Source organism: Nannocystis exedens (genome assembly GCF_002343915.1).
Lineage (GTDB): Bacteria > Myxococcota_A > Polyangia > Nannocystales > Nannocystaceae > Nannocystis > Nannocystis exedens.
Window position 1 is genome coordinate 9442501 of the sequence record NZ_NETK01000001.1, and the last position, 17135, is coordinate 9459635.

The window sequence follows — 17135 nt, forward strand, 5'->3', positions numbered from 1 at the left end:
AAAGCAAGTCTGAGAAGGGCGTCTAAGTCGCTGGTTACAGACCCGAAACCTTTGTGATCTATCCATGAGCAGGCTGAAGCGCGGGTAAGACTGCGTGGAGGGCCGAACTCACCACAGTTGAAAATGTGGGGGATGACTTGTGGATAGGAGTGAAAGGCTAATCAAACTGGGAGATAGCTGGTTCTCGCCGAAACATATTGAGGTATGGGGTCAGTCGATTTGCATCGGGGGTAGAGCACTGGATGGGCTAGGGGGACCACAATCTTACCGAACCCAACCAAACTCCGAATACCGATGACAACAGGCTGGCACTCAGGCAGTGAGAGCTAAGTTTCATTGCCGAGAGGGAAAGAACCCAGACCGGCAGCTAAGGTCCCCAATTCATCACTAAGTGGTAAAGGATGTGGGAGCACTCAGACAGCCAGGAGGTTGGCTTAGAAGCAGCCATCCTTTAAAGAAAGCGTAACAGCTCACTGGTCGAGTGAACCTGCGCCGAAAATTCAACGGGTCTAAGTGATGAACCGAAGCTCCGGGTCTGCCGAAAGGCAGGCGGTAGGCGAGTATTGTCTGCGCGGTGAATGCGTACGGAAACGAGCGTTGGAGTGCAGACAAGAGCTGATGTTGGCATGAGTAGCGATAAACCGGGTGAAAAACCCGGTCGCCGTAAACCCGAGGGTTCCTGGGTAAAGATCATCTTCTCAGGGTTAGTCGGTCCCTAAGGCGAGGCAGAAATGCGTAGTCGATGGGAAGCAGGCGAACATTCCTGCACCAGCACGGATGGTTTTGTAAGGTGGGACGGAGGAGGATAGCCGAGCGACCTGTTGGATGGTCGTTCAAGCCGGTAGGCGGTTCGCGTAGGAGGCATCTGGCCACAAACGCGCGAGCAACGCCGAGAGGTGATGAGGGTCGCCGCAAGGCGGACAACTCGGTGAGTCCAAGCTTCCAAGAAAAGCATCGTACAAGTGTACCGCTGTGCTGACCGTACCGTAAACCGACACAGGTGGGTGGGGAGAACATCCCAAGGCGCTTGAGAGAACTCGGGTTAAGGAACTCGGCAAATTGACACCGTAACTTCGGGAGAAGGTGTGCCCTTGAGGGTGACGGGCCTCGCGCCATGAGCCTTTGGGGGTTGCAGAGAATCGGGGGTAGCGACTGTTTACCAAAAACACAGGACTCTGCGAAGTCGCAAGACGACGTATAGGGTCTGACGCCTGCCCGGTGCCGGAAGGTTAACAGGAGATGTCAGCGCAAGCGAAGCATCGAATCGAAGCCCCGGTAAACGGCGGCCGTAACTATAACGGTCCTAAGGTAGCGAAATTCCTTGGCGGGTAAGTTCCGTCCTGCACGAATGGCGTAACGACTTCCCCACTGTCTCGACCCGGGACTCAGCGAAATTGAAATCGGGGTGAAGATGCCCCGTACCCGCGGCAAGACGGAAAGACCCCGTGAACCTTTACTGCAGCTTGGCACTGGTTTTCGGACTTGTCTGTGTAGGATAGGTGGGAGGCTATGATGTGGGGCCGCTAGGTTCCACGGAGCCAACGTTGAAATACCACCCTGAGAAGTCTGAAAGCCTAACCGTGACCAGTGAGCCTGGTCCGGGACACTGCCTGGTGGGTAGTTTGACTGGGGCGGTCACCTCCGAAAGAGTAACGGAGGCGCGCAAAGGTTCCCTCAGGCTGATTGGAAACCAGCCGAAGAGTGTAAAGGCATAAGGGAGCTTGACTGCGACTCATACAAGAGGAGCAGGCACGAAAGTGGGCCTTAGTGATCCGGTGGTTCTGAATGGAAGGGCCATCGCTCAACGGATAAAAGGTACTCCGGGGATAACAGGCTTATCACGCCCAAGAGTTCACATCGACGGCGTGGTTTGGCACCTCGATGTCGGCTCATCGCATCCTGGGGCTGTAGTAGGTCCCAAGGGTTTGGCTGTTCGCCAATTAAAGCGGTACGCGAGCTGGGTTCAAAACGTCGTGAGACAGTTTGGTCCCTATCTGCCGTGGGCGCAGGAATCTTGAAGTGGAGCTGTCCCTAGTACGAGAGGACCGGGATGGACAGACCCCTGGTGTTCCGGTTGTTTTGCCAAGAGCATCGCCGGGTAGCCATGTCTGGAACGGATAACCGCTGAAAGCATCTAAGCGGGAAGCCAACCACAAGATGAGGATTCCCTGAAGGTCCGTCGTAGACGACGACGTTAATAGGCCGGGTGTGGAAGCGCGGCGACGCGCGGAGCTAACCGGTACTAATCGACCGTTCGGCTTGACCTTGGGCACCGCTCCCGTGTGGTGCTTGAAGTCCGAGGTTCCGAGCGACACCTGCACGACGGCCGCCAAAGCGGCCCGCTCCGAGACGGAGCCCCATCACAGCACGATCTCTTGCGAGGACGAATCCGCGGCTCCACCGCGGTTCTCCTCGCCGCTCGTCGACAAGTTTTGCTGGTGGCTATGGCGGAAGGGCCACACCCGATCCCATCCCGAACTCGGTCGTTAAGACTTCCAGCGCCGATGGTACTGCAGGGGAGACCCTGTGGGAGAGTAGGACGCCGCCAGCGCTATGCCCCCTTCGAAAGAAGGGGGCTTTTTTATTTGGGTCGCAGCGTGCAGCTCCGGGTGGCGTGGCCCGGCCGGCCGCAGCCGGGCGCACTGCTCAGGCCCTATCGCTTGCTCGCCAGGGTCGCCAGGGGCGCGCGGGGCGTCATGAACGGGCGTCCCGAACGCGACGAGGGCTAGCGCGTCGCGCCCCATCGATCAGGGGGACTGCGGTTGAGCATCCCGTGACTCGGGGTTCGCGCTCACTTTGCGACGGGGACGAACTTCACGGCGCCGCCGGAGATCTCAAGGATCTCCGCCGGGCCGCTGGCGTCGCCGGCCACGGCTCCCACGCGGACGAGCTTGCCGTCGCACATGACGGCGTCGATCTTCTCGGCGACGGGCCGGGCGATGACGAGGCGTTTCACGGCGAGGTCGGTGACGGCCTGTTCGACGACCTCGCAGGCGGGCTCGTTGCCGCGGAGGCGAGGGGTCCGCGCCGGGCCGGGGGCGGCGAGCATGTCCGGCATCATGGCGATCTCGCCGAGCATCCACTTGGTGCTCTCGTCGTTGATGTTGTCGATGCCTTTCTGGACGTGCTCGCCGAGCAGCCCGGCGTGGGCGAAGACGCTGTCGCCGGCCACGAGGATCAGCTTCTGCTCCGACAGCTTCTTGGCCGCGGGACCGCCGGAGGCGAACACGGCGGCGCGCCCGCGCTGGTTGGCCGGCAGGCTCTCGACGCGCGGATCGTCGCTCTTCTCCTTGGCGTAGTCCTTGAAGCCCTGGGCGTGGACGATGTCCTTGAAGTTGAGGGCGACGTTGAGGATCTCGTTCTCGCCGGTCAGACGATAGAGGGCGCCGCCGGCAGCCTGGGCCTGAGCGGCGAGGTCGTCGAGGAGGGCGAGCGTGGTTTTCTCGTCCTTGTTGTTGCCGAACTGATTGCCGAGCTGGACGACGACGAGGTCGCCGCCGGTCCACTTTCCAGCGTCGTCGATCGCGCCGGCCGTCTTGAGCGCGGCCTTGGTGGCGGCGAGGTCGCCGTTGAGCGAGCCGAGGACGACCACGCGGCCCTTGGGCTCGGCGACGCGCGACTTCTCGCTGGCCGGAGCGCGCGGGCGCGGCTTCTTGGCCGCGTCGGCGGCGGGCTCCTCCTTGGCTTCGGCCTTGGCCTCGACCTTCTTCTCGTCGGTCTTGGAGGCCGTCTTGGTGTCGCCGCCGCACGCGGCGAGGAGGATGGCGAGGGCGAGAGCGGTGCGGTGGACGAGGGCAGGCATGGCATCCGAGACTACACCGCCAAACGGGGCGGCGTCACTCGCCGAGGGGCCGGGGAGCGCGCCGTCGGTGCTGCTGGCGCGTCTGGTTGCCGAGCACGGCGCGGCGGCGCCGGTGGACCCCGAGGCGCGTGGGTTGCTGACGACGGCCTGTCCGTTCGGACCTGGTCGCGAGGCGGGCGCCAGTGCTTGCGCGGCCATGCCCGGTGAAATCGCGCCGGCTGGGGCGATGTATTGCTCGGGACGAAGTGAAAATCGTGGCCGGCGAGCTTCGAGCAACGAGCCTTGCGTGCGGGTGGCAGGGTCGAGGTGGTCAACGGCTGCGTCGTACACAGGCCTCGAGGTCGTGCTCGGCGAGCCGCGAGCGACAGGCGTGACGCGCGAGCCGCAGGGTCGAGGTGGGCAACCGCGGGGGCGTACGGGCTCGGGAAGGCGGCTGCGAACCATGCCGCGTCGAGGGGGATGAGAGGCCGTGCCGGTGCGAGGGTTACGGAGTTGCTGCGCGACGGCTCGGCGGTTCGTGGTCCGCAGCGGGGTGCCCTTGGACTGCGCGTGCGGCTGGCTCGCCGGCTCTCGGTGCCGAGGCTGCATCCGACGTCGCGGTTCGGTTCTCGGCGGTCCGTGCTGACCGGGGCGCGGCCACGAGACGAGGCCCGGCGAGGTACGCAGAATTTCGGGGCGAAGGGGGTACTCGGCAGGTCGAGATGGCCTCAGCGTGTTCAAGAGCCGGGGTGGGCGAGACAAGAATTTCCCGGGACGCGGGTCGGGTCGCTCGGATGTCTTCGAGAGCATGTTCGAAAGTTAAGTTCATCCCACGGCGGCGATCCGGCGAGGCGATGCTGGTCTCACCTGCTTTCGGTTCGGGGGGTTCATACGGGAGCGCGAGGTGGGGCCGCGCGGGACAGGAGTCGGCGCACGGGCCGGGCGCGCGAGCGGGACGGCGGCCTACTCCGGGATCGTGATACGGTGGCCGGGAGATCTTGGAGGCGACCATGCGCAAGTGGACGAGCATCGTGAGCGGAGCGCTGCTGATCGGGGCGTGCACCGGCTCGGGGCACGAGACGGGCGCGGCGAGCGAGACGTCGACGGGGCCGTCGACGGGGAGTCCCACGTCGAGCTCGACGACCACGGGCACGACGGAGCCGACGACGACAGCGCCGACGACGACGACGGACGACACCACGAGCGGCACGACGGGGGTCGAGGGCGGATGCGGGGAGACCTCGCCGCCGGACACGCCGATCGCGTGGGACAAGGGGCAGCCGGACATCTCCGGCTGCGCGACGATCCGCGGGCTGCGTGAGGTGCGGGCGATCATGCACCTGCACTCGCACCACTCGCACGACGCCTGCGACGGCGAGCCGCAGCCGAACGGGGTGCCCGACGAGGACTGTCTGGCGGACCTGCGCGTGGGGCTGTGCGTGCCGCGAATCGACGTGGCGATGTTGAGCGACCACCCGGCGCACGCGAGCGAGGCGGCTTACGAGGAGCTGCTGCTGATGCGCGAGATGGACGAGCCGATCCTGGGCGACGGCGGGACGCCGATCGCCGCGTGGCTGAAGTGCCCGGACGGCCACAAGGTGATGGTGATGCCGGGGATCGAGAGCGGGGAGATGATGCCGTTCGGGCTCGAGAAGCACGTGACCGACGTGTACGGCACGAGCTCGCCGGCCGCGTTCGCGGCGATCAAGGAGGCCGGGGCGCTGGCCTGGGTGGCGCACACGGAGGGCCGCGACGTCGCCGAGCTGGCGACGCTCGGGCTCGACGGCATCGAGCTGTACCAGCTGCACGCGAACCTCGACCCCGACATCCGCATGGAAGACCTGGGGCTCGAGGACGACGACTACTTCGCCGCGATCATCCCGTTCTTCCTGCAGCCCGGCCGGCAGCCCGACCTGGCGACGTTGGCGTTCCTGCTGCCCAACGAGCCGTCGATCGTGGCGCTCGAGAGGCTCGGGCAGACGCAGCGGCTGACGATCTCGGGCGGCACCGACGCGCACCAGAACGTGTTCGACAGCATCGCCACCGACGGCGAGCGCGGCGACTCGTACCGGCGCATGATCCGGTGGTTCAATAACCGGATCCGTACGCCCGAGTTGACGCCGCAGGCGGTCAAGGCGGCGCTGCGCGCGGGCAACAACCACATCGTGTTCGAGTCGCTCGGCACGCCGGTCGGGTTCGATTTCCACGGCGAGGCCGCGGCGGTGGTCGAGATGGGCAGCGAGACGTCGCTGGCCGGCGGCCCGCTCACGCTGCGGGCCACGTTGCCGACGCTCGACTCGCGCAGCCCGCAGGGCGCAGAGGCGCCGGGGGTCCGCGGGGTGCTCTACCGGGCCACCGCCGACGAGCGGCAGGAGCTCATGACCTGGTCGAGCGGACAGATCGAGGTCGAGGCGCCGGGCCCCGGCGTGTACCGCGTCGAGGTCTGGATCACGCCGAAGCACCTGCTGCCGTACCTCGGCGACGCGCTCCAATACGCCGACATCGAGGCGCCGTGGATCTACAGCGGCGCGCTGTTCGTTCGGCCCTGATTGTCAGCACATGGCACATAAGACAGCCGGAGGCCCAGGCGCCTCCGGCTGAATCGTCGGATCAGAAGTTGTACTCGGCGTTTTCCGGGTCGAAGTCGAGGTCGGACAGGCCGACGTTGAGCTTGGTGTCCTGGAAGCCGTAGTCCTCGAGCAGGTCGCCGTCGGCGTCCCACACCTGGATCCGCGTCGGCATCTTCGACTTCACGTCGAAGCAGACCTTGGCGCGCGCGGCGTAGTAGACGCTGAACACGCCGCCCGCCGGGGTGCGGGCCTCGATGCAGCGGCTGCGGGCGCCGTAGACGACCTTCTCGCCGAGGTCGAGGTATCGGACGCCGTCCTGCGGGCGCGACTCGCTGAGCCGGGCGTCGCGGGCGATGACGCCGATCGCGTGGCCGAAGTGGGCCTCGGTGACCATGTGGCGGTTGCCCTGCATGGCCATGCTCGAGTCGGGCTTCAGGTTGACGGTCATGTCCGGGAACGAGCCCTTGTGGGCCCGGATCTTGTCGTCGTTCCAGCCCTTGACGTAGATGACCTCGCGGGTCTGGTTCACCTCGCCGGTCCACTTGAGGTAGAGGCCGAGCGGCTTGCGGAACTTGACCTGGATCTCTTCGCGCGGCATGAGGCGGCCCTTGACGCGCTCTTGCTTGTACATGGTGGTGGTGTAGTCGTGGACCTGCTCGAACGCCTTCTCCATGTCGAACACGAGCTGGCGGATCTTCGCAGCGTCGGCCTCGACGCCGGCGACGGCGGCGGGCTCCTCGGCGCGAGCGACGAGCGCGGCGCCGGCGACGACCGTGACCGCCGCGATCAGCGACGGCACATGACGCGTAAGCCATTTCATGGGGTGGAGCTTTTGCATGGCTTTCTTCCTCTCGTCAACCGCGGCGGCCCCGCGAATGCGCAGGAGCGAGCCCGACCGCGGATAGACGTTGTTCGGGGGGCCGCTGCGACGCCGGCCCCCAGGCCCTATTCACGCGCGGACGGGCGCCCGTGTGAACGCGCCTTATGTCATTTGTGGCTTATCCCGTGCGGATCATTCGAATGCGCGATGTCGTGCGTACGCGCGAATCGGCGCGGTGCGTATCGCAGGCCCGCCGGATTGTCAGGCGGCCCGCGTGTTCACCGAATGATAGCGAGGATCAGCGCTTCAGCACCTGCAGCAGGTTGCTGTACGCGTCGGTCCACAGCGGATAAGGCGCCTCGGGGTCGACCTTGGGCGCGAGCGCGTTGATCAGGTCGGGGCTGTCCATGTCGCGCTCGCGCCGGGCGAGCAGCATCCAGTCGCTCTGCCACACGACCTCGTCGTTCTCGAGGTCCTCGACGTACTCGACGTGGAGGCCGAGCTTCTCGCCGATGCCGCGCACGACGGGGTCGAGGTCGAGGTAGCGGTTCGAGATGTGGACCGCGAGGATGCCGCCCTCGCGCAGGTGGCGGAAGTAGAGCTCGACGGCCTCGACCGTGAGCAGATGCGCGGGGATCGAGTCGCTGCTGAAGGCGTCGATCGCGAGCACGTCGAAGCCTTGCGGCTGCTCGCGCTCGAGCGCGACGCGGGCGTCGCCGATGACGACGGAGACCTCGCCCTCGCACTGCTGCAAGTAGGTGAAGTAGGGTTCGTCGCCGGTCGAGAGCGCGACCACGGCCGGGTTGATCTCGTAGAAGCGCACGCGGTCGCCCGCTCGCCCGTAGCTCGCCATCGTGCCGGCGCCGAGGCCGACGACGCCGATGTGCAGCTTCTCCCCGGCGAGCCGCCGCGGGTGCTTCTCGACCGCGAGGCCGACGCCGCTGGTCTGGCCGTAGTAGCTCGTGGGCGCGGAGCTCAGCGGCTCGCTCTCGAACTGGATGCCGTGGGTGATCCGGCCGTGGCGCAGGCGCGTGTACGCCAGGTTGCCGCCGCTGGCGCGGTCGACGCGGAGCACGCCGAAGAAGTTCCGCGTGACGAACATGTTGTCGTCGAGCTGCTCGCGCATGTGATAGACGAGCGCGCCCGCGAGGGCCAGCGAGCCGACGAGCACGCCGAAGGCCGACAGCGCCGACAGCCACAGCCGCTGCGGCCAGGCGCCGCGGTACAGCACGTACATCGCCAGGGCGAAGCCGACGAACAGCGCGATCGGCAGCTCCCAGAACTCGGGGAACAGGAGCGGCGCGACGACGCCCGTGAAGATGCCGCCGGCGGCCCCGCCGGCCGAGACGATCAGGTAGAACTGCGTCAGGTACTTCGGGTCAGGTTTCTGCCGCACCAGCTCGCCGTGGCAGACCATGCAATAGGCCAGCAAGGTCACCAGGTAGATGACGAGCTGCAGGACCATGCCGGCGTAGACGCCGGCGAACAGGGCGTAGGTGGCCCCGCCGGCGCCGAGGACCAAGAGCGGCAGCCACAGCGCGCGGACGTAGCTGCGCTCGTACTCGAAGCAGAGGATGAAGCTCAGCAGGTAGAGCGCGAGCGGCAGCATCCACAAGAACGGGATGACGGCGACCTCCTGGCTGATCTGGCTGGTGGTCGCCAGCAGCATGGTCGAGGGGATGGTCGCCAGCGCGAACCACAGCAGGCGCCGGCCGGACGTCGGCTTGCTGACCGTTCCGACATGTCCCGAAGGCTTGGCGAGGGCGGGCGCGGCGCCGGCGAGCACGGCGCAGCCGGCACACGCGACGGCGAACACGAAGAAGCCAATCGACCACACCCAGCCCTGGCCGGCGATCGGCAGCGCGGGCTCGAGCGCGAACGGGTACGAGAACATGCCCAGCAGCGAGCCGAGGTTCGACAGCGCGTACAGCCGGTACGGCGACACGCCCGGGCGTACGCGCGAGAACCAGCTCTGCAGCAGCGGGCCGGTGGCGGCGAGGACGAGGAAGGGCAGGCCGACGGTGAAGGCGAGCAGGCCGAGGATGGCGAGGATCGGGCTGGCCTCGGGGTCAGGTTTCCAGGCGTCCGAGGGGCTGATCGGCGCCGGCCATACGAACGCCCGCACCAGCAGCAGCACCGCCGCGAGCGCGAGCGCGGCGAGGTGGATGTCGCGCTGGCGCGCCGGGGTGAAGCGGTCGGCCAGCAAGTGGGCGTAGCCGTAGCCGCCGAGCAGCAGCACCTGGAAAAACAGCATGCAGGTGGTCCACACCGCCGGCGCGCCGCCGAACCACGGGAGCAGCTGCTTGCCGAGGATGAACTGCACGAGGAACAGCAGGAACGCGCCGAGCCCGATCGCGACGGCGAACAGCGCGGAGGAGGCGGGGGTGCGGGCAGGGGCGGTCACAGCCGCGCGAGACTACTCCAATCGCGCGGGCCACGGCACGCGGCTCCCACGCCCCCAGCGCCGCCTTCGCCGCGCGGTTCGCCGCATGAGCCCGGCCGATGGCAGGGCGCCCCGGTCAGCCCTCCGGTGCGGCATGGACCGCCGCCCGCGACGGGGCCACGCGCGGCGGGACGCCTGCGAGCCGCCGGCTCCGGGGGCTTGCGCCGGGCGCCGCGGCGGTGCGAAGCTCTCCGCATGGTCGCGTCCATCCGCTTCCGCTGAGCCCCGCCGCCGCCCGCGTTCGCGCCGGTCCCGGGCGCGTGCGTCGGCGTCGCGGCGTGGTCGCGCTTCACCCTCCCGTCCACCCGGAGGACCGCGCGCACCTCGGTCGCATCGCGGCCGGCTCACGCAAACGCGCGGCCTCCTCGCGCTCGTCGGACGTCCTGTCCGAGGGCACAGGAATGTTCGAACATGTCTGAAAAGTCCTATGTGAATTCCACGCTCGCCTCCTCCGCCGAATCGTTCCACCCCGCACCCACCACCGTCGCCGAGCTGCTGGCGCGCGCCAACCGCCACGGACACGCGCTCGAGGCCGCGAGCGAGGAGCTCGAGACCATGGGCCTCGACTTCGTGGTCGCGCACGCGACCGACGCCGCCGGCGCGCCGTGGATCGTGCGGGCGCCGCGGCGGCCCGACGTGGTCGCGGCGGCGCGCGTGGAGGCGCGCGTGCTGGCGCTGGTCGGCCAGCGCCTGCCGGTGGCGGTGCCGGACTGGCGGATCCACGCGCCCGACGTCATCGCCTATCCGCGGATCGGCGGCGTCCCGGCGGTCACGGTCACGGCCGCCGGGCCGCAGTGGAACATCGTCGATCCGGCGGCGCCGTCGCCGGCGTTCATCGAGTCGATGGCGCGCGCGCTGGCGGCCCTGCAGGCGATCGCGCCCGAGTCGGCGGCGGCGCAGGGCGTGCCGACGTCGACGATCGCGGCGACGCGGGCCAAGCTCGCGGCGGCGATGGCGGCCACGCGGGAGGCGCTGCAGCCGTCGCCGCGGATGTGGGCGCGCTGGCACCGGTGGCTGGAGAACGACGCGCTGTGGCCGACGCATACGGCGCTGGTCCACGGCGACCTCCACCCGGGGCACATGCTGCTCGCCGACGACGCGCGCGTGATCGGGGTGCTCGACTGGACCGAGGCGCGCGTCGACGACCCGGCGATCGATCTGGCGCTGTTCCTCGGCTGCTTCGGCCGCGACGCGCTGGAGCGGCTGGTCGAGCGCTTCGTGGCGGCCGGCGGGACCTCCTGGCCGGGCCTCGTCGAGCACACGGGCGAGCGCTGGGCGGCGTTCGCGGTGCTGGCGGCCGAGTGGGCGCTGCGGGCCGGCCACGCCGGGGCGCTGGAACACGGACGCGCGCAATTGGTTGCGCTCGACGCCGCCGCCGATTGATCGCAGTCGACGAAAGCGAGCGCGCGGCGATTGACGGGACTTCCCCGCGAGCGCCGCGCGCGATTCGGGCCGGCGGCCGCGCGTTGGGGTCGTCAGGCCGCGATCGTGCAATGATCACAGTCGCGGCGGCTCGATAATTGCTGCTGCCGCGCTCGCGGCCCTTCTCCAGGGGCGATTCGCCGGCGCGCGCGGCGTGTGCACAATCGAGCGCGGCCGTATGAGGGCTCTCGGACGCTCGTCCGCGGTGATTTCGGCGCTCCGTGCTGTGAGTCGCATTGCGGCACACAGCACCCGCGCTACCCCCGAGATATGCGAACTGCATCGATTACCGCAACGCTCCTGGCATTGCTGCTCGCCCCGTTCGTCGCCGCGTCGAGCGCCGATGCGGCCGAAGATGCCGCGCGGGCGCCGACCACGGCGCCGTCGGTCTCGAAGCGTGAACGCGAGCGAGAGTACGACGGCGGCGTGGTCAAGGCGTCGCGCTGCATGGCGGCTTGCCACAACCGCGGCACCGGCCGCGACGCCTGCCTGCAGTCGTGCGCGAAGCGGATCGAACGCGTCGTCAACGCGCCGGCCCCGGCGACGCTCGAGCAGCTGTCGGCCTGCCTCGAGGACTGCTACACCGACACCAGCCTGCGCAAGACCGACCGCGAGACCTGCAAGCTGACTTGCGAGCAGATCGCGACGCTGTCGGGCCCCGGCAAGCGCTGAGGGCTCAGGTGAACGGCGTGACCAGGGGGGCCAGCTCGAAGCCGTCGAAGCCGACCTGCGCCGAATCGCCCGGCTGGAGCGCGGCGACGCCCTCGGGCGTGCCGGTGAAGATCAGGTCGCCGGGCATCAGCGTCATGCAGGCGCTGATGTAGGCGAACAGATACGGGATGTCGAACACCATGTCGGCGAGCGGGGCGGATTGTTTCGCCTGTCCGTTGAGCCAGCCGCGGATCTTGGCCTCGGCCGGGGGCACGAACCCCGGCGGGGTCAGGCGGATCCACGAGGCGAGCGGGCCGAAGCCGTCGAAGCCCTTGGCGCGGGTCCACTGCTTGTCGCGCTTCTGCAGGTCGCGGTTCGAGACGTCGTTGCCGACGGCGTAGCCGGCGACGTGCTCGAAGGCCCGCTCGGCGGCGACCCGGCTGGCCTTGCGGCCGACGACCACGACCAGCTCGCTCTCCATGTCGATGCGCTCGTAGCCGCGGGGCAGCGCCACGGGCCGGCCCGACGGCACGAGGCAGCTCGGCGGCTTGAAGAACAGCAGCGGCTCGGTGGGGACCTCGTTGCCGAGCTCGGCCGCGTGGGCGCGGAAGTTGCGGCCGACGCAGATCACCTTGCTCGGGCGCGCCGGCGCGAGCAGCTCCAGCGCGGCGACCGGGGAGCGCGCGCCCGCGGGTGCCGCCGCCGCTCGCTGCCACGGGTCGCCGTCGTCGTCGGCGAACGGATCGTCGATCTCCTCGGCGATGTCGTCCGGGCCGGGCGCAGCGCCGCGCGTCCGCACTCGCATCGCCCGCGCACCCGCCGCTCCGGACGCCCGGGCGCGCCCGAGCCACAGCACCTCGTCGTTGCCTCCGCTGGTCATCGCCGCGATGCTGCCCGCCTCGCCGCCCGCGCGCAAGTCGGCGCCCGCGGCCCGCGCCGATCTTGTCTCGCGCGCCGGGGCCGCTATCCTCGCCGCCCATGCCGAAACGCCCGCGGGAGCTCGCGTGAGCCGCTTCGTCCGCCGCGCCCTCGTCGGCGTCGCGCTCGGCGTGCTGGTCTACGCGGCGGCGGTGCTGTGGGTCGACGCCGGACGTGTCCAAGAGGCCATGTCCAATTATACATGGTCGATGGTGCTGGTGGCGCTGGCGCTGTCGAGCGTCAACTATTTGCTGCGATTCCTGAAGTGGGAGCTGTGCCTGGGCTGGCTCGGGGTCCGCGGCGCCGGGCCGGGCGCGGCGCCGGGGCTGACCTACGGTCGCTCGCTGCTCGTCTACCTCGCCGGCCTGAGCATGTCGGTGACGCCGGGCAAGATCGGCGAGGTGCTGCGCAGCTACCTCCTGCGCGAGACCGACGGCGTGCCGTTCACCCGCACCGCGCCGGTGGTGGTCGCCGATCGCCTGACCGACCTGGTCGCGCTGGTGGTGCTCAGCCTGGTCGGCATCGCCGAGCACCGCGAGTACCTGCCGGTCGCCCTCGTCACGCTCGCCCTGGTGTTCGCGGGAGTGGTGGTGCTCGGCAGCCCGCGGCTGTGTCGCGGGCTGCTGGCGCTGCTCGCCCGGCTGCCGCGGCTGCGCGGCCTGGTCGCCCGCGCCGAGGGGCTGGTCGACAGCAGCGCGGCGGTGCTGCGCCTGCGGGCGCTGGTGGTGCTGAGCGTGATCAGCGTGGCCGGCTGGGGCCTCGAGTGCGTCGGCTACTGGCTGATCTTGCACGGCTTCCTCGGGGTCGAGGCGAGCCTGTCCCTTTGTACATTCCTGTGGGCGACGACGACGCTGATCGGCGCGCTGAGCTTCTTGCCGGGCGGGCTCGGCGCGACGGAGGGCTCGCTGGCGGTGCTGGTGGCGCGCCTGGCCCACGGGGTGACGCACCCGGTCGCGCTGGCGTCGACGATCCTCATCCGCGCCTGCACGCTGTGGTACGGCGAGGTCGTCGGCGGGGTCGCGCTGGCGGTGCTCATCCGCCGCGGCCAGAGCAGGCGACAGGCGTGCGAGGAGCCGACCGCCGGGTCGTCGACGGTGTGATCGGGTGGCGGCGGGGAGCGGGCCGCGCCGCGGTCGTGCGGGTGCGTCGCAGCGATCGATCGACGGGGTTGATCCGGATCGGATCACGTCGTCATTCGCCGATCGCTGCGACGACGCGGTCGCGACTTCGACGCGGGTGAGCGAGGGCGGCGCGGCGAAGGCGAGGCGCTGCGGCCTCGCAGACGCGGTCCTTCGCGCGGCGGTGCGCTCGCCCGCGCGCGTGTCTCCGCCGGTGCCCGCGAGTACGCGGTCACATGCCGCGCGACGCACGAAACACAAGCCGGTCGCTGTCCCGGCGCCGCGCGCTTGCTCTCCGCTGGATCAACCGGGTGTTCTAGGTTGTCGTCATGCAGATCGTCCTCGACAACTTCAACCTCACCGCCGCCGAACGCCTCCTCTGCGAGACCGCCCTGCACACCGCGGGCAGCATCGTCGAAGCAGCCAAGCTGCTCGGTATCACCCGGCACGCGCTCAAGCGGCGTATCATCAAGCACAACATCCGCTGGGTCCGCGACGCGGGCGCGCGCCCCGGCTTCGGTGACACCTCGCCGCGTCAGTCCGCGAGCGTCGCCGGCGTCGCCGCGATGACCGCGTGAAGCCTCGAAGACCGGGGGCGGATCCTCAACGCCCCTCGCGCGGCCCGTCGCTCCGGCGTCGGGCCGCTGGTCGTTTAAGCGCGCGAGTGACGGCCGCGGTCATCGCCGCGGAGGCTCGCGCCGCGCCGGGCAGGGCGATCGACCGGCGACCGCGGGTCGGCCCCGGGACACGCGCGCTGCGCGGAGCCTGAGCGACGGGCGGTCGCCGATCACGGCCAGGCCGGGAGCGTCGTGAGGCGCGCGGGCGCGCTCGGGCTCCTCGGTCGCAGGCGGCGTCGTCGGCCCCGGCAGGACACCTGCGCGAGCGAGCATGTCCTTTAGAGCATGCCCGGAGGGAAATGACCGGTAGGACATGTCCTGCGGGCACGTGCGACGTTCAGGCCTTGAGGGCCTGGCCGAGCGCAGGTTGGGCCTCGGCGCCGCCGATCAGGCGCTTGCCGAAGGTGCGGCCCATCTCGTACTCGAGCTCGATGACCTGGGTGGCGCCGACGGCCTGGAGGATCCGTGACTCGCGGGCGGAGCGGGAGCGGGCGACGATGTCGCGCACGCCGACCTCCTTGAGGGCGGCGAGGGTCAGCACGGTCGCCTCGAAGTTCTCGCCGATGGCGACGATGGCGGCGCGGCACTTCAGCGGGTCGATGGACAGGAGCGCCTGCGGGTCGGTGGCGTCGAGCTCGATCGCGTAGGCGACCTTCTGTTTGACGGCGTCGACCATGGCCATGTCGCGGTCGACGGCGATGACTTCGGCGCCCTGCTCGGCGAGCGACTCGGCCAGGGCGGCGCCGAAGCGACCGAGGCCGATGATGAGGTAACGGCTCTGTGCCATGGCGACAGCTTACCCGACCGGGAGGTCCTCGCGGGCGAGGCGGTGGCGCGAGCGCACGGCGGACCGGTCGGCGACGGCGAGGGCGATCGTAAAAGGACCGACGCGGCCGAGGAACATCGCGGCGGTGAGGAGCAGCTTGCCGGCGACCGAGAAGGAGCCGGTGATCCCGGTCGACAGTCCGACCGTGGCGAGCGCCGACACGGCCTCGAAGGCGACCGGGAGGAACGGCAGGTCCTCGGTGAGGCTGAGCAGGAGGACGAAGGCCATCAGCAGGCCGGTCATCATCACCAGGACGGCGGTGGCCTTGCGCACGACCTCGGGGGCGAGGGCGCGACCGCCGAGCTCCGGCTCGCGGCCGCGCAGCTCCGCGCGCAGGGTGGCGACGACGGTGGCGAAGGTGGTGGTCTTGATCCCGCCGGCCGTCGACGCCGGGGCGCCGCCGATGAACATCAGCACGCACAGCACCAGCAGCGTGGCGTCGCGCATGCCGCCGACGCCGACGGTGTCGAGCCCGCCGCTGCGGGTGTTGGCGGCGATGAACAGGGCCGACCACAGGCGGTGGAAGATCCCGTGCTCGCCCGCGGGCTGTAGCCCCGCCGTGAACTCGAGCGCGAGCACGGCGACGGTGCCGGCGACGATCAGCGCGAGGGTCGTCGACAGCACCACGCGGGTGGCCAGCGACAGCCGCGGCGGCGCGGGCGTGCTCGGCTTGACGAGGCGGAGCAGGCGACGCCAGCCGTGGCGGGCCAGCTCGACGAGGATCGGGAAGCCGAGGCCGCCGACGATCATCAACGTCATGAGCACGGCCTGGACGCCGATGTCGCCGACGAACGCGCCCATGCCGCCCGGGAACAGGGCGAAGCCGGCGTTGCAGAACGACGACACGGCGTGGAACACGGCCGTCCATAGCGGGGAGGCGTCGCCGATCCGCGGATCGCCGGCGAGCATGAGCCACAAGAGGGCGGCGCCGATGGCCTCGACGACGAAGGTGCCGGCGAGGATGCCGACGACGATCTTGCGCAGGTCGGCGACGGTGCGGGCGTCGAGCATGGCGGCGTAGCGGAGCTGGCTCTGCAGCGAGCTGTTGTTGCTGAACGCGAGCGCGAGCGCGGCCACGGTCATGATGCCGATCCCGCCGAGCTGGACGCCGGTGAGGATGACGCCCTGACCGAACAGGCTGTAGGTCGCGCCGAGGTCGTTGACCGCGAGGCCGGTGACGCACACGGCGCTGGCCATGGTGAACAGCGAGTCGACGAACGAGGTGTGGGCGGCGTCGGTCAGCGACACCGGCAAGGTCAAGAGCAGGCTGCCGAGCGAGATCAGCGCGGCGAAGCTGCCGATCAGCATCATGGCTGGCCGCTGGGACATGTTCAAGAGGACACGTCCGGTGCGCTCGGGGGCGATCACCAGCGCGCCGGCGAGCGCGGCCAGGGTGGTGAACACCAGGTCGTAGGTCTCGGCGGCGGCCAGCCGACGGGCGCTGAGCGGGCCGTCGAAGGCGTCGCCGAGGATGAAGGCGCGGGCGAGCAGGAAGCCGAGCAGCGCGAGGAAGAGGGCGAGCTCGAACCACAGGACGCCGCCGAGGTCGGCTTGCTTGCGCCGGGCCGTGATCATCTGCCGCACCTGCTCGGCGACGGCGAGGGTGACGATGCCCATGCCGAGCACGACGAGGAGGCCCGTCCACGGCGAGGCGACGGCGACGTCGAGCGCGACCACGGCGACGGCGACGACGAGGACGATCAGACTGCCGATCGACACGCCTTCACTATATCGGCGCGAGCGGTCCCTGAGCCGCGCTCGTGACGAGAAAGATCGAGGCGCAATTCGCGGATGAGGTAGGATGGCGGCCGGGCTCGCGGCGGCTGAAGCGAGGCTCTCGACTCGACGGCGACGAGGCTCGCGTGCGAGGTCGCGAATACCCGCCCGAGAGTTCAGAGCCATCGCGGCGAGCTGGCGAAGTCGCGCGGCCTCGGTCGAGGCGCCGGCCGGGAGGTCGCAAGCGCCGCCC

At 69.4% G+C, this 17135-nt stretch carries 11 protein-coding genes and 2 rRNA genes (1 of these 13 running past the window's edge); 7 read left to right on the forward strand and 6 right to left on the reverse strand.

From position 1 onward, the window contains the following. Both NAEX_RS36920 and rrf read left to right on the forward strand, forming a co-directional pair. Positions 1-2267: ribosomal RNA gene (locus tag NAEX_RS36920) — 23S ribosomal RNA — on the forward strand; it begins 676 nt to the left of the window's first position. Between the two features lie 167 nt (positions 2268-2434). After that, positions 2435-2551, forward strand: a 5S ribosomal RNA gene (gene rrf / locus NAEX_RS36925). A gap of 240 nt (positions 2552-2791) precedes the next feature. On the opposite strand, the gene NAEX_RS36930 is transcribed toward rrf, so the two are convergent. Continuing rightward, positions 2792-3802, reverse strand: a complete 1011-nt coding sequence (locus tag NAEX_RS36930) for a hypothetical protein (RefSeq protein WP_096332165.1) — start codon at positions 3800-3802, stop codon at positions 2792-2794. A 989-nt stretch (positions 3803-4791) separates the two neighbouring features. Here NAEX_RS36930 and NAEX_RS36935 point away from each other — a divergent pair. After that, positions 4792-6330, forward strand: coding sequence for a CehA/McbA family metallohydrolase domain-containing protein (locus NAEX_RS36935; RefSeq protein ID WP_143141117.1), 1539 nt, complete (start codon positions 4792-4794; stop codon positions 6328-6330). A 61-nt stretch (positions 6331-6391) separates the two neighbouring features. Here NAEX_RS36935 and NAEX_RS36940 read toward each other — a convergent pair whose 3' ends face one another. Further along, positions 6392-7171: a DUF1571 domain-containing protein gene (locus tag NAEX_RS36940; protein WP_170136318.1), complete on the reverse strand. Its 780-nt coding sequence runs from the start codon at positions 7169-7171 to the stop codon at positions 6392-6394. 298 nt (positions 7172-7469) lie between these two features. Further along, the gene (locus NAEX_RS36945; RefSeq protein ID WP_096332168.1) at positions 7470-9575 is read right to left on the reverse strand and encodes a fused MFS/spermidine synthase; all 2106 of its coding nucleotides are present in this window, start codon (positions 9573-9575) and stop codon (positions 7470-7472) included. Between the two features lie 450 nt (positions 9576-10025). Between NAEX_RS36945 and NAEX_RS36950 the strand changes: the two genes are divergently transcribed. Beyond that, positions 10026-10997: a macrolide 2'-phosphotransferase gene (locus tag NAEX_RS36950; protein WP_096332169.1), complete on the forward strand. Its 972-nt coding sequence runs from the start codon at positions 10026-10028 to the stop codon at positions 10995-10997. A 309-nt stretch (positions 10998-11306) separates the two neighbouring features. Beyond that, positions 11307-11708, forward strand: coding sequence for a hypothetical protein (locus NAEX_RS36955; protein ID WP_143141118.1), 402 nt, complete (start codon positions 11307-11309; stop codon positions 11706-11708). A gap of 4 nt (positions 11709-11712) precedes the next feature. Here the strand turns inward: NAEX_RS36955 and NAEX_RS36960 are convergent, their stop codons facing one another. Next, entirely contained in the window at positions 11713-12567 is an 855-nt protein-coding gene (locus NAEX_RS36960) for a fumarylacetoacetate hydrolase family protein (protein WP_096333851.1), read from the reverse strand. A gap of 124 nt (positions 12568-12691) precedes the next feature. Here NAEX_RS36960 and NAEX_RS36965 point away from each other — a divergent pair, with 124 nt between their 5' ends. Next, a complete protein-coding gene (locus tag NAEX_RS36965; protein ID WP_170136319.1) occupies positions 12692-13705 on the forward strand; it encodes a lysylphosphatidylglycerol synthase transmembrane domain-containing protein in 1014 nt (337 codons plus the stop codon). Between the two features lie 347 nt (positions 13706-14052). Beyond that, positions 14053-14301: a helix-turn-helix domain-containing protein gene (locus NAEX_RS36970; protein ID WP_096332172.1), complete on the forward strand. Its 249-nt coding sequence runs from the start codon at positions 14053-14055 to the stop codon at positions 14299-14301. A 376-nt stretch (positions 14302-14677) separates the two neighbouring features. Here the strand turns inward: NAEX_RS36970 and NAEX_RS36975 are convergent, their stop codons facing one another. After that, the gene (locus NAEX_RS36975) at positions 14678-15127 is read right to left on the reverse strand and encodes a potassium channel family protein (protein WP_096332173.1); all 450 of its coding nucleotides are present in this window, start codon (positions 15125-15127) and stop codon (positions 14678-14680) included. Positions 15128-15136: 9 nt separating this feature from the next. Next, on the reverse strand, positions 15137-16885 hold the full coding sequence (locus NAEX_RS36980) for a TrkH family potassium uptake protein (protein WP_170136320.1): 1749 nt from the start codon (positions 16883-16885) through the stop codon (positions 15137-15139). Positions 16886-17135: the final 250 nt, after the last annotated feature.

What these genes read in the sequence shown, in the direction of transcription:
- NAEX_RS36930 (WP_096332165.1), bottom strand. Translation starts at nt 3,802, where the DNA reads ATGCCTGCCCTCGTCCACCGCACCGCTCTCGCCCTCGCCATCCTCCTC.
- NAEX_RS36935 (WP_143141117.1), top strand. Translation starts at nt 4,792, where the DNA reads ATGCGCAAGTGGACGAGCATCGTGAGCGGAGCGCTGCTGATCGGGGCG.
- NAEX_RS36940 (WP_170136318.1), bottom strand. Translation starts at nt 7,171, where the DNA reads ATGAAATGGCTTACGCGTCATGTGCCGTCGCTGATCGCGGCGGTCACG.
- NAEX_RS36950 (WP_096332169.1), top strand. Translation starts at nt 10,026, where the DNA reads ATGTCTGAAAAGTCCTATGTGAATTCCACGCTCGCCTCCTCCGCCGAA.
- NAEX_RS36955 (WP_143141118.1), top strand. Translation starts at nt 11,307, where the DNA reads ATGCGAACTGCATCGATTACCGCAACGCTCCTGGCATTGCTGCTCGCC.
- NAEX_RS36960 (WP_096333851.1), bottom strand. Translation starts at nt 12,567, where the DNA reads ATGACCAGCGGAGGCAACGACGAGGTGCTGTGGCTCGGGCGCGCCCGG.
- NAEX_RS36970 (WP_096332172.1), top strand. Translation starts at nt 14,053, where the DNA reads ATGCAGATCGTCCTCGACAACTTCAACCTCACCGCCGCCGAACGCCTC.
- NAEX_RS36975 (WP_096332173.1), bottom strand. Translation starts at nt 15,127, where the DNA reads ATGGCACAGAGCCGTTACCTCATCATCGGCCTCGGTCGCTTCGGCGCC.